A 16,251-nucleotide genomic window follows, 5' to 3' on the forward strand; every position below is an offset into this window, starting at 1 on the left:
TCGTCTCCTTGACCGTCTCCTTGTCTATCACGCTGGCTATCACGTTGCCGACTTCCCGCCTTTCGCCCGCTTTGCCGACTGCTCCAGTCGATTCGTTCGCCTCGACCGGTCCGGCCGCACCGGGCGGTGTTGCCATTGTGCGGCAGGTCTTGCCGTTCGCCCGTTGTGTCGCGGCAACATTGATCGCGCTAGCCTGCGCGGGTGCCGGGACGGCCGCCATGGCGCAGTCACCGAAGCCCATCAACCCGGGTACGTCGGTCACGCAAACGCCGCTCGTTGAAAGCGGCGCGCAAGACAGCGCTGCGCAAGCGGCATCGGGCGTGCCGGCGGGTCAGATCGAAGCCGGCGATGGCGGCGCAGCGCTAGCCACTGCGGACACCAACGGCTTCGGCGCGCGTCAGAAGGCATTGGACGTTCGCAGCGCGGAGAACAACTATACCTACGGGGTCAAGCAGCACAATTGCTACAGCGATTTCTTCGTCAATCACTGCCTGGACAAAGCCCGCGACGCCAAGCGTGAAGTAGCCAGGCAAATTCGCACGGAACAGTTGGCGCTTGACGACGAACAACGCTTGCAGCACGCGCAGCAGCGTGACCAGCAAACGGCGCTCAAGCGCGCGCAGTATGCGTCCGAGGCGCCGCAACGCGCGGCGAGCGAGAAAGCAAGCCAGGAATCGTTCGAAGAGAAGCAGCGCCAGAACGCGTTGTCGGCGGCGCAGCGAAATGCGGAAGCGCCTCAGCGCGCAGCGAACCAGGCTGATTACGACCGCAAGCAGGCGGATTACCAGAAGAAACTGGCCGATGCCGCCGCGCGCGGCGTGCAGGACGCGAAAGAGCGCGAGGACAAGGCGGAACGCTTTGCAGCCAAGCAACGCGACGCTGCCGAGCATCAGACGGAAGTCGCAGCCCGGCAGAAGGAAGCGGCCGCCAAGCAGCAACAGCGTGCACAGCAGGACGCGGCAGACCAGGCGCACCAGGCACAACTCAAGCAGCAACAACAGCAACAGCAACAACCGAAGTAAGCCGGAGCCGGACAGTAACCTCGGGCGATGCCGTCAGTGACCTTATGCGGCGCGCCGCCACCAGGGAGGCGAATATGCATGCGTATCCTGCAGCAGCAGTCGACACGGGGACGATCCGTGAACGGATCGCGGAGCTGGAAGCGGAGCATCACGGCCTGGATAGTCTTATCGGCAAGATGGCTGAGGTTCCCGGCATCAACGACTTCGAGATCAGGCGCCTGAAGAAGCGCAAACTCAAGGTCAAGGACACCATCATCCTGCTGCAGTTGCAGTTGGAACCGGACACGCGCGCTTGAATCCTTGATGCGCAAGGGAAGTGCAAATAAAGCGCAAATGACATGCGCGTGACGCATGCGCGGGCCGGAAGAATTTTTACGCCAGCCGCCCTTGGCGCCTCGTCGGCAAGGGTAGCGAAACTGGCTTGCTGACACGTGTCGTAAGCCGGAACACAAGCAGGAACATTCCTTTGAATTCGCCCGACAATGCCCTCACAGAGAACGCGGAATCCGTGCTGAAGCCGGCCGCGAAGGCGGGTGTCGTCGACACCACGCTTTCGCTCACGCTGGCACCGAAGCGCCGCACCGAACTCGACGCGATTTTCGCCGCCGAGGGTCTGTTGGCGCGTCAAATCGATGGTTATCGCTCGCGTGCTTCACAGGTCGACATGGCCCGCGCAGTCGCCGCCGCCATGGAGGCGTCCGGGCGCGCCATGCCCGAACCCGCGATGTTCGACGCGCAACGCCGGCCCGCGCGCAAGCTCGGGCCATCGGATGCGCCCGTCGTTCATGAAGAAGGCGCGGACGAGTTGGGTGTGGCGATGGCATCGACGGGAATCGACGGCGGAGAGAATACGCTGATCGTTGAAGCGGGTACGGGTACCGGCAAGACGTTCGCGTATCTCGTGCCGGCCATGCTGTGGGGCGGCAAGGTGATCGTCTCGACCGGCACGAAGCACTTGCAGGACCAGCTGTTCCAGCGCGACATTCCTACCGTGCGGGACGCGCTTGCCGTGCCGGTTTCGGTCGCCATGCTCAAAGGGCGCGCGAATTACCTGTGTCACTACTACCTGCAGCGCACGGCCGACAACGGCCGTTTGCCTACGCGCCAGGACACGTCGCATCTGCAGGAAATCATCCGTTTCGCCAAGATCACGCGCACTGGCGACAAAGCCGAACTCGCGAGCGTGCCCGAGAACTCGCCGGTCTGGCCCATGGTCACGTCCACGCGCGACAACTGTCTCGGCCAGGAATGTCCGCAGTACAAAGAGTGTTTCGTGATGCAGGCGCGGCGCGAGGCGCAGCAGGCGGATATCGTGGTGGTGAATCACCACCTGTTTTTCGCCGATGTCATGCTGCGCGACACCGGCATGGCCGAGTTGCTGCCCACGGCCAACACCATCATCTTCGACGAAGCGCATCAGTTGCCCGAAACCGCGACGCTGTTTTTCGGCGAGACGGTCTCCACCACGCAGTTTCTCGAACTGGCCCGCGATGCGGTAGCGGAAGGTTTGAGTCACGCCCGCGATTTCTCCGACTGGACGAAACTCGGCGCAGCGCTGGAACGTGCAGCTCGCGACGTAAGGTTGGCGTTCAAAGAAGATTCAGTGCGCATGTCGCTCGGTCAGCTTTCCGACGACCATCCGCTATTCGACGCGCTCGATACGCTCGAAGAGCATCTCGACGCACTCACCAAGGCCTTGGGCGAGCACGCTGAGCGGGCCGAGTCGCTGGGTGCGTTGCTACGCCGTGCGCGCGAATTGCAGGGCTTGCTGGGCGGCTGGACCGCGCCGCCAACTTCGGTCGAAAAGGCTGTGGCCGAGGAAGCCGAAGCGGCGGCAAAAGCCGATCCAAACGAAATGGTGCGATGGATCGAAGTGTTCTCGCATACGGTGCAGTTGCATGAGACGCCGCTGTCCGTCGCGCCGATTTTCTCGAAGCAGCGGGCCGGTGTGCCGCGGGCGTGGATCTTTACATCGGCAACGTTGTCGGTGCGAGGGGATTTCACGCATTACGCCGCGCAAATGGGCCTGAACGCGCGTCGCTCAATGACGCTGCCCAGTCCCTTCGATTACCCGACGCAAGGCTTGTTGTATGTGCCGCGTAACCTGCCGCAACCGTCGTCGCCGAATTTCACCGACGCCGTGTTCGATGGCGCGTTGCCGGTGATCGAGGCATCGAAGGGCGGCGTGTTTTTCCTGTGCACGACGTTGCGCGCGGTCGACCGGATTGCGATGCGATTGCGTGACACGATCGAGCAGCGCGGCTGGGACTACCCGCTGCTGGTTCAGGGCGATGCCAGCCGTACCGAGTTGCTCGACCGCTTCCGCTCTTACGGCAACGCGATCCTGGTGGGCAGCCAGAGCTTCTGGGAAGGGGTGGACGTGCGTGGCGACGCGCTGTCGCTGGTGGTTATCGACAAACTGCCGTTTGCGCCGCCCGATGACCCGGTGTTGTCGGCAAGGCTGGATGCGTTGACCAAGAAGGGCTTGAGCCCGTTCGCCGTGCATCAGCTGCCGCAAGCGGTGATTACGCTGAAGCAGGGCGCTGGGCGGTTGATTCGCGCGGAAACGGATCGTGGCGTGCTGATGATCTGCGATACCCGTCTCGTCGATAAACCCTACGGCCGGCGCATCTGGCAAAGCCTGCCGCCGTTCAAGCGCACGCGCGAACTGGAAGTGGTGCGCGCTTTCTTCTCCGATCCGGAAACGGTCGCGGATCAAGAAGACGACTGAGCGCGGCGCGACCTTGAACCCCTGAACCGGCCGCCTGTCTGAGCGCCCAGTCCTCGGCGCGTTGTTGGCCTAATGCACTGCCTCGCGGACGTGACGCCGAATCAAACTGCGTTGATCGAACGGCAGCGCGCTATGCAAGTCAACCGCCGGGTGGTTGGGGCGACACCTTCTGCCAACCCGCAGGGCAAGCCTTCACGTACGGGTAATAGCCCTCGGGCCTGGCGCAGTATACCAGTAGCCCGTTTGCGGCGCATTGCCGCCAGCCATATTCACTTGCTGCCCCTGTTCAACGTACTCCGCTGGCAGAGCGGCGTCGCCGACTGGCACGGCCGCATAAGGTGCATAAGGGTAATAGCCAGGGTAGTACCCCGAGTAATACGGGTATGGATACGGGTAGCCACCGATAAAACCCGGGCCAAAATAGAGGCCAACTGACCCGCTGCAACAACCGCCGTGGTAATAACCGCCGCCGTGATAGTACCCGCCGCCATGGTAATAGCCCCCGCCGCCGCCGTGATAGTAGCCCCCAGCCGTGGCGGCGCCGCTTGCACCCAGAGTCGCCAGCACCAGCAATAGCTGGCACGCTCTACGCCCGTTCATGATGATCACCTCGATTATTCGCGTCGTTTCAGGATTTTGATTCCCCAACCGGACCTTGCACAGCGCAGACCGTTTCGAACCAAACCTGCTATTCATAAGTGTATGAATTTCGCGGCGATTTTTCCGTCTTTGTGTAACCGGAAATGACACGTACGCCATTGGCATCGGATAACGGAGCCGGGCATCCGGTTAAGCCTGTGAAAAGGTCGTGCAAAAAAAAGCCGCGCTCTGAAATGAGCGCGGCTTTCTTACAAGACTTGACTGAACTGCAATACGGCTTTTGCAACGTGTTTCTTGCAGCGTTCAGCGTGACAAACCGCTTACCAGATTTGCCACCACGATTTGTTTTCCTTACCCGGGCGCGACTTGCCGGTGACATATGGGCTGTCCGGGAACGTAGCAGCCAGCACGCGCTTCGTGTCGCCTTCCAGTTGCGGCTGGTCGAGCTTGCCGTAAGACAGCATCATGATATGCAACGCGTCTTCCGTTGCAGGCGCATTCCGGTATTCACGGATCGCGAGTTGCGCGCGGTTGATTGCCGCCACATAAGCGCCACGCCGATAGTAATAATCCGCAGCGTGAACTTCATGCGAAGCCAGCGCGTTCACAATGTAGCGCATGCGTTGAGCGGCATCGGGCGCATACTTGCTTTGCGGATATTTGTCGACCACGACCTTGAATGCGTCGTACGATTCGCGCAGCGACACGGGGTCCCGCTCACTCATGTCCTGGCCGGAAAAGCGGCCGAACAGACCGAGGTCGTCGTTGAAGTGGATCATGCCTTTCAGGTAATACGCGTAGGCAATGTCCGGGTGATCCGGATGCAACTTGATGAAGCGGTCGATGGCTGAATCCGCGGAGGCGGTCTCGCCGTCTTTCCAGTCGCAGTAAGCCACATTGATCTGCGCTTGTTGCGCAAAATGACCGAACGGGTCGCGACCTTCAAGGTTCTCGAAATACTTCGCGCATTTGCCGAAGTCGCCGCCGGTCAGCGAATCTTGCGCCTCCGAGTATAATTTGCCGTTATTCCACGTTGCCGTCTCGTCGGTTTTCTCGGGCAAACCATGACAGCCCGCGACAATGGCGGCACTCGCAGCCAGCGCCATGACCTTGACAGACGAGTTCGACGAAAGCCGGACCAGTTGACGGACAGGGTTCAAAACGGTTCTCAAAGCTTGATTCACGGCTCGCATCAGTGCTTGCATTTTCTAGCTCATGCCTTTCTGGCTAATTCCCAGCTTTTCAGTCTAATGACCCGCTCAAGTACAAGTCGTACCAAAGATCGCAGCAAAGATTATAGCCCAAGCGCATCGGCCGACGACGCACGTCCGGACGATTTGACCGAACCGGCCGCTGCGCCGGACGCGCCAAGCGAAACTCACGGCAAACCCGTGCCCACCAACCTGCACGAGCGCCGCGCCGACGCTGAAACGCCGCGCACGATCATCGTCCCCGACGAGTACGCCGGCGAGCGCCTCGACAAAGTCATGGCGCGTTTATTCCCCGAGTTTTCGCGCAGCCGCCTGCAGACCTGGATTGATGCGCAACGCGTGGTGGTCGACGGCGCGCCCGCGAAGATCCGGCAGCCGGTGCCATTGGGCGCGACCATTACGCTGATCCCCGATTTGCTGCCCGAACAGCTTGCGTTCACACCGGAGCCGGTGCCGCTTGAGATCGTCTATGAAGATGACGCGCTCGTGGTCATCAACAAGCCCGCGGGCATGGTCGTGCATCCGGCCGCGGGAAACTGGAGCGGCACGCTGCTTAACGGCTTGTTGTATCGATACGGCGATGCGGCCGCCGGCTTGCCACGCGCGGGCATTGTGCATCGGCTGGATAAGGAGACGTCAGGGCTGATGGTGGTGGCACGCACGCTCGAAGCCCAAACCATTCTGACGCGGCAGTTGCAGGCCCGCACGGTGAAGCGCCGTTACGTCGCGCTGGTGTGGGGGACGATGCCGGACGAAGGCACCATCGATGCCCCGATTGGCCGCGATCCGCGTGACCGCACGCGTATGGCGGTGGTGGAGAGCGCATCGGGGAAATACGCCCGCACGCACTATCGCACCATCGACCGCGCGATGTGGAACAACCAGCCCGTGTCCGCGGTTCACTGCGATCTCGATACCGGCCGTACTCACCAGATCCGCGTGCATTGCGCGCATATCCGTCATCCGTTGCTGGGCGATCCGATCTACGGCCACGCACGTGGCAAGCGGTCGGTTCAGCCGTTGCCGGACGGGTTCAATCGGCAGGCGTTGCATGCGTGGCGGCTCGGGCTGATTCATCCCACCACGGGCCGCGACATCAGCTGGCGCGCTGACGTGCCGGACGATATCGAAGCGCTCGCGGCGGAACTCGGTCTGGGTCGCGACGAAGCGACGGATCTCGATCCGGAAGACGCAGATTTCATCGATGAAGACGATGGCGGCGTGCAGGCGCGCGGCGGCTGGGACGAGTCGCAGCCCATCGAATACGACGATGATGACGACGAGGAATAAAGCAAATGGTGACGTCATCCGGGGCTGATTTAGCGTCCAGCTTCACGGCTAAGTTTGCTGATTACCCGCCGCTTCGCAATGACGATTGCCTCTGGCCCGACTGGTCCAGCGCTCATGCTGCGGTGTCGCCGCGAGTAAGGGCGCTTGCGACCACGCGCAACGGCGGCGTCAGCGCCGCGCCGTATGGCGGCGTGAACGGCAGCGGCGGCCTCAACCTCGGCCTGCATACGGGTGACGAGCCCGACGCCGTGATTGAAAATCGCAGGCGTGTCGTGGAACTTACCGGCGCTCCGGTTGCATGGCTCGAGCAAGTGCATGGCGCACGGATCGAAGATGCCGGATCGGTGATCGACCGCTGCGCCGGTTCTCCCGAATCGGTGGTCAAGGCAGACGCCGCGGTGACGGATCACGCGGAAGTCGTGTGCGCCGTGATGATCGCGGACTGCCTGCCGGTACTTTTCTGCGATGCAGCCGGCCGTGCCGTCGGCGCAGCGCATGCAGGCTGGCGTGGACTGGCGGCCGGAATAGTGGAAAAGACGGCGGAGCGGGTCGCGCATCTCGCCGGCGTGCAGGCCAGCACCGTGCACGCATGGCTGGGTCCGGCAATTGGTCCGGCAGCGTTCGAGGTGGGTGAGGACGTGCTCGACGCGTTCGTTGCTGCGGCGGACCCTGCATATCGTGATGCGACCGTTGCGGCGTTTGCCCGGCGCGAAGAGAAACACAAATATCTCGCCGATCTCTATGCACTCGCCCGTTTGCGCCTGCAACGGGCAGGCGTGCTGCCCGAGCATATCCACGGCGGCACGTTTTGCACGATGACTGACGTGGACCGGTTCTATTCGTATCGACGGGATCGGACAACGGGGCGCATGGCCGCGATGATCTGGCTGGCAGAGTAAACCCCTGACCAGTCCCGGGTACTTTCCGGCTCAAAACACCTATATGACCTGATGTGCGCCTACGCTGTAGGCGCACATTTTTTGCTGCGCGGCTAAAACGTGGCTGGCCGTGACAGAAGCGCCTTATCCCGTCCCTATGTCATCCTTATGTTGCGCAACAATTCTTGACATTCATCAGCGCGTCACATCGGGAAAACGATGATGAAAAAAATATCGCACTGCGTCAAAATCAAGGCGACGCATTGACACGCCTTGCACCGTGGAGCAAGAATGTTTCACAAAAGCGCACGGCGTGGCAAGGTCACATCATCGCGGTCGGGCGTTTAGCGGCCCGGCACAACGATCACGACGACGCGGCTCCACGTCACGCCTGCATCAGCAACTCAGTCTCTCGGGACGCTTAGGTCAAACGCGGATATGGCTGCCTCCAGATCATCATCTTCATCGTCACCGGGTTCATCACGTCCAGCCGATGCCAAGTCAACACCTGGCGCACCGGCTGCGCCTTTTGGAATGCCTGCCGCAGATCCAGCGGCCGTGCAAAAGATGTTCGAGCAATGGCTCAACACATGGCGCGCGGTAGCGGACCCGGCCCAGTGGCAAAAGATTGCTGCCCAGGCGAATCCGGGCCAGGTGGAATCGCCGGGATCGGTATCGGCTAATCCGTTTGCGGCGCTGGGTGGTTTTCCGAGCTTTCCCGGGTTTGCTGGTTTTCCGGGCATGAGCGGCGGTAACGGCGGTAGTAGCAGCGCCCAGTTGCCGTTTGCAATGCCAGCGATGCCGAATATTCCGACCGCCGCTATCGCGCCGCAGCGCCTGCAGGAACTCCAGTCCAGTTTCTCGCGCGATGCCGCGGAACTCATCAAGCAGGCCACTGAGCGAAGCATCGACCTGACGACGCTGAAAGACCGCCGCTTCAGCGCGCCCGCGTGGCAATCCGCGCCCGGTTTCGCATTCGCTGCCGCGTGGTATGTGCTGAACGCGCGTTATTTGCAGGAGCTCGCGGAATCGGTCGAAGCCGATCACAAGACTCGCGAACGAATCAGGTTCGCCGTGCAGCAGTGGGCAGCCGCGGCATCGCCAAGCAATTACATCGCGTTGAATCCGGATGCGCAGAAAGCGCTGATCGAAAGCCGCGGCGAAAGTCTGCAAAAGGGCATGATGAATCTGCTCGCCGACATGCAGCGCGGCAAGATCCAGCAAAGCGACGAATCGGGGTTTGTGGTCGGCAAGAACATTGCGACTACGCAAGGCTCAGTCGTGTTTGAGAACGACTTGCTGCAACTGATCCAGTACACACCGCGCACGGCGACCGTGAAAGAGCGGCCGCTGTTGATCGTGCCGCCGTGCATCAACAAGTTCTACATTCTCGACCTGCAGCCGGAAGGCTCGCTTGTTGGCCATGCGCTTGATGCCGGCCATCAGGTTTTCATGATCTCGTGGCGTAATGCCGATGCATCGATTGCGCACAAGACCTGGGACGATTACATCGATGAAGGCGTGCTTACGCCTATCAATGTCGTCAAGCAGATCAGTGGCCGCGAGCAGATCAACACGCTCGGCTTCTGCGTCGGCGGCACGATGCTCGCAACTGCCCTGGCCGTGCTGGCCGCGCGTGGCGAACATCCCGTTGCATCCATGACGCTGCTGACCGCCATGCTCGATTTTTCCGACACGGGCGTGCTCGATGTGTTCATCGATGAGCAGCATGTGCAGATGCGCGAGCAGACCATTGGCGGCAACGGCGGCAAGCCGCCAGCGCTGATGCGCGGTGTCGAGTTCGCCAACACGTTCTCGTATCTGCGCCCGAACGACCTGGTGTGGAATTACGTGGTGGACAACTACCTGAAGGGGCGCACGCCACAGGCGTTCGACCTGCTTTACTGGAACAGCGATTCAACTAATCTGCCGGGCCCGATGTTCGTCTGGTATCTGCGTAACACGTATCTGGAGAATCGCCTGCGCAATCCGGGCGAACTGACTGCATGCGGTGAGCAGGTGGATTTGTCGAAGATCGATGTGCCGACGTTCCTGTACGGTTCGCGCGAGGATCACATCGTGCCGTGGACGGCGGCTTACGCATCCGCACCTTTGCTGACCGGGCCGCAGACGTTCGTGCTCGGGGCATCGGGACACATTGCGGGCGTGATCAATCCGCCCTCGAAGAACAAGCGCAGTTTCTGGCTTCTCGATAACGCCGATAAAACCCTGCCCGAAGACCCCGATACATGGTTCGAAGGCGCGACTGAACATCCGGGTAGCTGGTGGCCGACGTGGACGCAATGGCTCGATGGCTACGGCGGCAAGAAAGTAAAGCCGAAGGCAAGCTTGGGGTCCGAGGATTTTCCGGTGATCGAGCCGGCGCCGGGACGTTATGTCCTGCAGCGGGATCAATAAGATTTTTGGGTGATCTGACCGGCTGAACACGTTTTCAATTAGCGGCCGGCGCAGGTCATGCGGATCGGACCCGATTGCATTTCAGGCGCGACAGCGCAACAGTATCCGACGTGCCGTTTTATTGCAGTTGCTGAAACCCGAAGTAACCTGAAGAAACAGTAACGCCAGCGCTGTTGAGAGCGTCGCCTGCACGGGTTGAATACGGCGCAGGCAAACAAGGGGCAAGCGCGAACACGCATCCAGCCGGCCACGCAGTCAGCCGGCTAAACCCGGGCTACCACTTTCGATTCTCAAAGGAACTGAAATGACAGACGTAGTGATCGTATCGGCCGCACGGACGGCCGTCGGCAAATTCGGCGGGTCGCTGGCTAAAATCGCCGCACCCGATCTGGGCGCAATCGTGATTCGCGCGTTGCTCGAGCGATCGAACCTCAAGCCGGAGCAGATCAGTGAAGTGATTCTCGGCCAGGTTCTGACGGCGGGCTCCGGCCAGAATCCGGCACGCCAGTCGCTGATCAAGGCCGGCTTGCCCACTTCGGTGCCGGGCATGACCATCAACAAGGTGTGCGGATCGGGCCTGAAGGCCGTGATGCTGGCGGCGAACGCAATTATTGCGGGCGATGCCGACATCGTGATTGCCGGCGGTCAGGAAAACATGAGCGCCGCGCCGCACGTGCTGCCGGGCTCGCGCGACGGTTTTCGCATGGGCGACGCGAAGCTGATCGATTCGATGATCGTGGACGGCCTGTGGGACGCGTTCAACTCGATCCATATGGGCGTCACGGCGGAAAACGTCGCGAAGGAATACGGCATTACGCGTGAAGCGCAGGATGCGTTTGCGGCGCTGTCGCAGAACAAGGCGGAAGCGGCGCAGAAGTCGGGCCGTTTCAACGATGAAATCGTGCCCGTTGAAATTCCTCAACGCAAAGGCGAGCCGCTGCGTTTTGCCACCGACGAATTCGTGCGTCATGGCGTGACGGCTGAGTCGCTGGCGGGCTTGAAGCCTGCGTTCTCGAAGGAAGGCACCGTGACCGCGGCAAACGCCTCGGGTCTTAACGATGGCGCGGCTGGCGTGATCGTGATGTCCGCGAAAAAAGCCGAGGCGCTTGGTCTCACGCCGATCGCGCGCATCAAAGCGTACGCGAACGCGGGTGTCGATCCGAAAGTGATGGGCATGGGCCCGGTGCCGGCATCGAAGCGTTGTCTGGAACGCGCGGGCTGGTCAGCTTCGGACCTCGACCTGATGGAAATCAACGAAGCATTTGCAGCGCAGGCGCTGGCCGTGCATCAGCAAATGGGCTGGGACACGTCGAAGGTCAACGTGAACGGCGGGGCGATCGCGATCGGTCATCCGATTGGTGCATCCGGCTGCCGGATTCTCGTTACGCTGCTGCACGAAATGCAGAAGCGCGATGCGAAGAAAGGACTGGCGTCGCTGTGTATCGGCGGCGGTATGGGCGTGGCGCTCGCAGTAGAGCGGCCGTAGGGAGACAGTGCGTTATGCACCGCGCGCCGCGGTTCGGGTGGCAGGCAAGCCCGGCTGCAGGCGCGCATAACGATAAACGGAGCGAGCAATGACGAAACGAGTAGCGTATGTGACGGGTGGCATGGGCGGCATTGGTACGAGTATCTGCCAACGGCTGCATAAGGACGGCTACACGGTCGTCGCGGGTTGCGGTCCGAATTCGCCGCGCCGGGTCAAATGGCTCGACGAGCAAAAGGCGCTGGGTTACGAGTTCATCGCCTCCGAAGGCAATGTGGGTGACTGGGAGTCGACCAAGAACGCTTTCGACAAGGTCAAGGCTGAAGTCGGCGAAGTCGACATTCTGGTGAACAACGCGGGCATCACGCGCGACGTCGTGTTCCGGAAGATGACGCACGAAGACTGGACTGCGGTTATCGATACCAACCTGACGAGTCTCTTCAACGTGACCAAGCAGGTTATCGATGGCATGGTCGAGCGTGGTTTTGGACGCGTGATCAATATTTCGTCGGTGAATGGTCAGAAAGGACAGTTCGGCCAGACCAACTATTCCACCGCGAAGGCCGGTATTCACGGCTTTACGATGGCGTTGGCGCAGGAAGTGGCGACCAAGGGCGTGACGGTCAATACCATTTCGCCGGGGTACATCGGGACGGACATGGTGAAGTCGATCCGCCCTGATGTGCTGGAGAAAATCGTCGCGACCATTCCGGTTCGCCGGCTTGGACGGCCGGAAGAAATTGGTTCGATCGTGGCGTGGCTGGCTTCGGAGGAATCGGGCTTTTCAACGGGCGCCGATTTCTCGCTGAATGGCGGCTTGCACATGGGGTAAGGGTGTTTCTGGCGGCGCGCCATCAGGTTGTGCGCGCTGCCCGTCTCGCGTCGGAGCGGGGCGTTGCAACTGGATGCCGGGTCACCGGCACCGACTACGAACCGGCGGCTTGCGTCGCTTTCAATCACGCGGAGTCCGTCGGCACAGTTTGAGTTTTGCGTTTAAAGGCGTTACATGACCACTACAAAGAAATCCGCCGAACGACTCATAAAAAAATATCCGAATCGCCGGCTCTACGATACCGAAACCAGTACCTACATCACGCTTTCCGACGTCAAACAGCTCGTGCTCGACCAGGAAGAGTTCAAGGTCATGGACGCCAAGTCCGCCGAGGATCTGACGCGCAGCATCCTATTGCAGATCATTCTGGAAGAAGAAAGCGGTGGCTTGCCGATGTTTTCATCGGTCATGCTCTCGCAGATCATCCGCTTCTATGGCAACGCGATGCAGGGCATGATGGGGACATATCTGGAAAAGAATATCCAGGCGTTCATCGACATCCAGCATAAGCTCACCGACCAGTCGAAGGGGTTGATCGACGGTAATGCGGTGCCGCTCAACCCTGAGGTCTGGTCGCAGTTCATGAACATGCAGGCGCCCATGATGCAGGGGATGATGACGAGCTATATCGAGCAATCGAAGAACATGTTCGTGCAGATGCAGGAGCAGATGCAGACCCAGGCGAAGTCGATGTTCAACACGTTCCCGTTTCCGACGCCGGGGACGACGGGTGCGGCCGGGACGCCGACAACTGCTACGACTCCGCCGGATAGCACGCCGGAGAAGAAGTAAGCTGATGTGGGGTGGTTTGAAGGAGACTTGCGACGGCTTGGAAAGCCTCGCGGGTCGGGGATAGGCGCGCAGGATTCGAGCGCGCGTCACTGACGGTACAATACAGGTTCACAGCGCCCGAGCCGTATACTTCGTTCTGGTGGGGCGTTTACCGCGCCGGTTCTGGCCTTTTCAAGAGTCTGCTGTCGTGCTTGCAATCGGCGATGCTAACGGCAGCACGTGCCGCCGTCGTGCTTGTCAGCTTCGTGCGTGTCCTCTGCGCAAACACCGACCGGCATTCACATCCTCAGAGAGCACAACTTGTCCTGTATCGCCACGCCCGTCACTCCGAAAGCCGGCTTTGTCTCGCTCGCATAACCGCAAGTTTCGCAAACACAGCTTATGCGCAGTTCCCGCATGAGCCGGCTATTTCTTGCGCCCATGGAAGGGCTTGCGGACTACGTGCTGCGTGACGTGCTGACCAGCACAGGCGGATTCGACGCCTGCGTGTCCGAATTCGTCAGGGTGACCGGTTCAGTGCTCCCCCGAAGTGTCTACGAGAGAGATACCCCCGAAGTCCTGCACGGAGGCCGTACGCCCGGCGGCGCGCCAATGGTGATCCAATTGCTCGGCAGCGATCCTGATTGGATGGCGCTTAACGCGGCCACCGCGGCCAGTTTGTCGCCGCATGGAATCGATTTGAATTTCGGCTGCCCCGCCAAAATCGTCAATCGGCACGGCGGCGGCGCGATGCTCCTGGCGCACCCTGAACAACTGAACCGGATCGTGTCGTCCGTGCGCGCAGCGGTGCCCGCCGGCATCGCCGTGACGGCAAAAATGCGGCTCGGCGTGTCAGATACTTCGCTCGCAATCGACTGCGCCACGGCGCTGGCGGAAGGCGGCGCTGCGTCGCTTGTCGTGCACGCCAGAACGCGTGACGACGCCTACCGGCCGCCGGCCCACTGGGAGTGGATCGCCCGTATCGATGCCGCCGTGGACGTGCCGGTCGTGGCTAACGGAGAAGTCTGGACCGTCGCCGACTGGGAGCGATGCCGGGCGGCCAGCGGCTGCGCGGACGTGATGATCGGGCGCGGCGCCGTCTCTGATCCCTTCCTGGCGTTGCGTATCCGCGGATTGGTGGACAGGACGCCCTCCAGCGAGGAATGGCCGGCCGTGCTGGGTCAACTCGCCGATTACCTGCGGAAATTGCAAGTCCGTGTCGCGTCCCGTCATGAACATGGACGCGTCAAGATGTGGCTCAGCTATCTGAAGCGCACCTGGGCGGAGGCTGCCGAGCTTCACGCCGCCATCCGGCGCTTGCATGATCCGCGCGAAATTCTTGAAGTGATCGAGCGCGCGATGTCGGTTCGTGACTTGGTGCCAGACTTGATTCCGGCATATCCACGCATGGCGCTCGCTCCGCTTGATCCATCAATGCCTTACCGCGCGGCCGGCCCCGGCTTCGCTGGCGCGGTACAATAAACGGTTGCGTGCGCGGGACGTTGTCCGGGCGTGGTCCTTACGGACATCGGACCTCTTGGCCTTGCCGCACCGTCCCCATTTGTCGCCATCGTCACCGCTATACGCCGGACTCACCTATGTCGCAGACCATTTCCCCCGCCGTGCCGACCGTTTCGGCCCCTAAAGTCGGGTTCGTTTCACTCGGATGCCCAAAAGCCTTGGTGGATTCCGAGCAGATCATCACCCAACTGCGCGCGGAAGGTTACGAGATCTCTCCCTCCTACGACGGCGCTGATCTCGTCGTGGTCAACACCTGCGGTTTTATCGATGAAGCGGTGCAGGAAAGTCTCGACGCCATCGGCGAGGCGCTCCACGAGAATGGCAAGGTGATCGTGACCGGTTGTCTCGGTGCAAAAAAAAGCGCGAGCGGCACAGGCCTGATCCAGGAAGTGCATCCGAAAGTGCTGGCCGTCACCGGGCCGCACGCAACGGCCGAAGTCATGAGCCACGTGCACCTGCATTTGCCCAAGCCGCATGATCCATTCATCGATCTCGTGCCACCCGCCGGCATCAAGCTGACGCCGCGGCATTACGCGTATCTGAAGATATCGGAAGGATGTAACCACCGGTGCACGTTCTGCATCATCCCGTCCATGCGCGGCGATCTGGTCTCGCGCCCGGTGGCCGACGTGATGCTCGAAGCCGAGAACCTGTTCAAATCCGGCGTCAAGGAACTGCTCGTGATTTCGCAGGATACGAGCGCCTATGGCGTCGATGTCAAATATCGCACCGGGTTCTGGAACGGCAAGCCGATCAAGACGCGCATGACGGACCTCGTCGGTGCGTTGGGCGAACTCGCGGTGCAATACGGCGCGTGGGTCCGCTTGCATTACGTGTACCCGTATCCGAGCGTGGACGAAGTCATCCCGATGATGGCCGAAGGTCCGTTGAAAGGCCACGTGCTGCCGTATCTGGACGTGCCGTTCCAGCACGCGCACCCCGAAGTGCTCAAGCGCATGAAGCGTCCGGCGAACGCCGAGAAGGTGCTCGAGCGTGTGCAGAAGTGGCGCGCGATGTGCCCGGACCTGACCATTCGGAGCACGTTTATCGCCGGCTTCCCGGGTGAAACGGAAGAGCAGTTTCAGACGCTGCTGGACTTCCTTCGTATCGCCGATCTGGATCGGGTTGGATGTTTCGCCTATTCGCCGGTCGAAGGCGCAACGGCGAACGAACTCGACGGCGCGTTGCCTGACGAAGTGCGCGAGGAGCGTCGTGCACGATTCATGGAACTGGCCGAGGAGTTGTCGGCGGAACGCATGAAACGCAAGATCGGCAAGACGCTGAAAGTGCTCGTCGATGAACTCAGCAACGAAGGCGGTGTCGGCCGGACGGCGGCGGACGCGCCGGAGATCGACGGCGTGGTGTATATCGAGCCGGCAAAGAAGGCGTCGAAGCGCTACAAGGCGGGCGATTTCGTGTCGGTGAAAATCACCGGCGCCGATGGCCACGACCTGTGGGGCGAAGTCTGAGCGGCGGATTTAGCAAAGCACAAAA

The 16,251-nt window shown here is 61.1% G+C and carries 13 protein-coding genes; 11 read left to right on the forward strand and 2 right to left on the reverse strand.

Annotated features, from left to right (window positions below):
- Positions 1-20: 20 nt before the first annotated feature.
- The 3 genes from ACSQ83_RS05335 to ACSQ83_RS05345 all read left to right on the forward strand — a co-directional run bounded on the left by ACSQ83_RS05335 (position 21) and on the right by ACSQ83_RS05345 (position 3,753).
- Positions 21-1,022, forward strand: a complete 1,002-nt coding sequence (locus tag ACSQ83_RS05335; protein WP_436227429.1) for a colicin transporter — start codon at positions 21-23, stop codon at positions 1,020-1,022.
- 74 nt (positions 1,023-1,096) lie between these two features.
- A complete protein-coding gene (locus ACSQ83_RS05340) occupies positions 1,097-1,318 on the forward strand; it encodes a DUF465 domain-containing protein (protein WP_414952057.1) in 222 nt (73 codons plus the stop codon).
- A 212-nt stretch (positions 1,319-1,530) separates the two neighbouring features.
- The gene (locus tag ACSQ83_RS05345; RefSeq protein WP_414952094.1) at positions 1,531-3,753 is read left to right on the forward strand and encodes an ATP-dependent DNA helicase; all 2,223 of its coding nucleotides are present in this window, start codon (positions 1,531-1,533) and stop codon (positions 3,751-3,753) included.
- A gap of 192 nt (positions 3,754-3,945) precedes the next feature.
- On the opposite strand, the gene ACSQ83_RS05350 is transcribed toward ACSQ83_RS05345, so the two are convergent.
- Together ACSQ83_RS05350 and ACSQ83_RS05355 are read right to left on the reverse strand one after the other, a co-directional pair.
- Positions 3,946-4,353 carry a hypothetical protein gene (locus tag ACSQ83_RS05350; RefSeq protein WP_436227430.1) on the reverse strand — a complete coding sequence of 136 codons (408 nt, stop codon included), beginning with the start codon at positions 4,351-4,353 and terminating at the stop codon, positions 3,946-3,948.
- A gap of 320 nt (positions 4,354-4,673) precedes the next feature.
- Positions 4,674-5,459, reverse strand: a complete 786-nt coding sequence (locus tag ACSQ83_RS05355) for an outer membrane protein assembly factor BamD (RefSeq protein ID WP_414952093.1) — start codon at positions 5,457-5,459, stop codon at positions 4,674-4,676.
- Between the two features lie 144 nt (positions 5,460-5,603).
- Between ACSQ83_RS05355 and ACSQ83_RS05360 the strand changes: the two genes are divergently transcribed.
- The 8 genes from ACSQ83_RS05360 (at position 5,604) to rimO (ending at position 16,226) form a co-directional block, all read left to right on the forward strand.
- Complete coding sequence (locus ACSQ83_RS05360) at positions 5,604-6,854, forward strand: RluA family pseudouridine synthase (protein ID WP_436227431.1); 1,251 nt, start codon at positions 5,604-5,606, stop codon at positions 6,852-6,854.
- A 5-nt stretch (positions 6,855-6,859) separates the two neighbouring features.
- The gene (gene pgeF, locus ACSQ83_RS05365; RefSeq protein ID WP_436227432.1) at positions 6,860-7,753 is read left to right on the forward strand and encodes a peptidoglycan editing factor PgeF; all 894 of its coding nucleotides are present in this window, start codon (positions 6,860-6,862) and stop codon (positions 7,751-7,753) included.
- Positions 7,754-8,170: 417 nt separating this feature from the next.
- Complete coding sequence (gene phaC, locus ACSQ83_RS05370) at positions 8,171-10,150, forward strand: class I poly(R)-hydroxyalkanoic acid synthase (protein WP_436227433.1); 1,980 nt, start codon at positions 8,171-8,173, stop codon at positions 10,148-10,150.
- 304 nt (positions 10,151-10,454) lie between these two features.
- Positions 10,455-11,636, forward strand: coding sequence for an acetyl-CoA C-acetyltransferase (locus ACSQ83_RS05375; RefSeq protein ID WP_436227434.1), 1,182 nt, complete (start codon positions 10,455-10,457; stop codon positions 11,634-11,636).
- An 88-nt stretch (positions 11,637-11,724) separates the two neighbouring features.
- Positions 11,725-12,465: a 3-ketoacyl-ACP reductase gene (locus ACSQ83_RS05380; RefSeq protein WP_414967812.1), complete on the forward strand. Its 741-nt coding sequence runs from the start codon at positions 11,725-11,727 to the stop codon at positions 12,463-12,465.
- Between the two features lie 174 nt (positions 12,466-12,639).
- On the forward strand, positions 12,640-13,257 hold the full coding sequence (phaR, locus tag ACSQ83_RS05385; RefSeq protein ID WP_414952049.1) for a polyhydroxyalkanoate synthesis repressor PhaR: 618 nt from the start codon (positions 12,640-12,642) through the stop codon (positions 13,255-13,257).
- 396 nt (positions 13,258-13,653) lie between these two features.
- Positions 13,654-14,718 (forward strand): tRNA dihydrouridine synthase, encoded by a 1,065-nt coding sequence (locus ACSQ83_RS05390; protein WP_436227435.1) that lies wholly within the window; start codon positions 13,654-13,656, stop codon positions 14,716-14,718.
- A 116-nt stretch (positions 14,719-14,834) separates the two neighbouring features.
- Positions 14,835-16,226, forward strand: a complete 1,392-nt coding sequence (gene rimO / locus ACSQ83_RS05395; protein WP_414952047.1) for a 30S ribosomal protein S12 methylthiotransferase RimO — start codon at positions 14,835-14,837, stop codon at positions 16,224-16,226.
- The last annotated feature ends 25 nt before the right edge of the window (positions 16,227-16,251 follow it).

The organism is Caballeronia sp. LjRoot29 (assembly GCF_964252755.1).
GTDB lineage: Bacteria > Pseudomonadota > Gammaproteobacteria > Burkholderiales > Burkholderiaceae > Caballeronia.

Coding starts and splice junctions, on each gene's coding strand:
- phaR (WP_414952049.1), top strand. CDS start 12,640: ATGACCACTACAAAGAAATCCGCCGAACGACTCATAAAAAAATATCCG.
- ACSQ83_RS05380 (WP_414967812.1), top strand. CDS start 11,725: ATGACGAAACGAGTAGCGTATGTGACGGGTGGCATGGGCGGCATTGGT.
- ACSQ83_RS05390 (WP_436227435.1), top strand. CDS start 13,654: ATGAGCCGGCTATTTCTTGCGCCCATGGAAGGGCTTGCGGACTACGTG.
- ACSQ83_RS05375 (WP_436227434.1), top strand. CDS start 10,455: ATGACAGACGTAGTGATCGTATCGGCCGCACGGACGGCCGTCGGCAAA.
- ACSQ83_RS05360 (WP_436227431.1), top strand. CDS start 5,604: ATGACCCGCTCAAGTACAAGTCGTACCAAAGATCGCAGCAAAGATTAT.
- phaC (WP_436227433.1), top strand. CDS start 8,171: ATGGCTGCCTCCAGATCATCATCTTCATCGTCACCGGGTTCATCACGT.
- ACSQ83_RS05350 (WP_436227430.1), bottom strand. CDS start 4,353: ATGAACGGGCGTAGAGCGTGCCAGCTATTGCTGGTGCTGGCGACTCTG.
- pgeF (WP_436227432.1), top strand. CDS start 6,860: ATGGTGACGTCATCCGGGGCTGATTTAGCGTCCAGCTTCACGGCTAAG.
- ACSQ83_RS05340 (WP_414952057.1), top strand. CDS start 1,097: ATGCATGCGTATCCTGCAGCAGCAGTCGACACGGGGACGATCCGTGAA.
- rimO (WP_414952047.1), top strand. CDS start 14,835: ATGTCGCAGACCATTTCCCCCGCCGTGCCGACCGTTTCGGCCCCTAAA.
- ACSQ83_RS05355 (WP_414952093.1), bottom strand. CDS start 5,459: ATGGCGCTGGCTGCGAGTGCCGCCATTGTCGCGGGCTGTCATGGTTTG.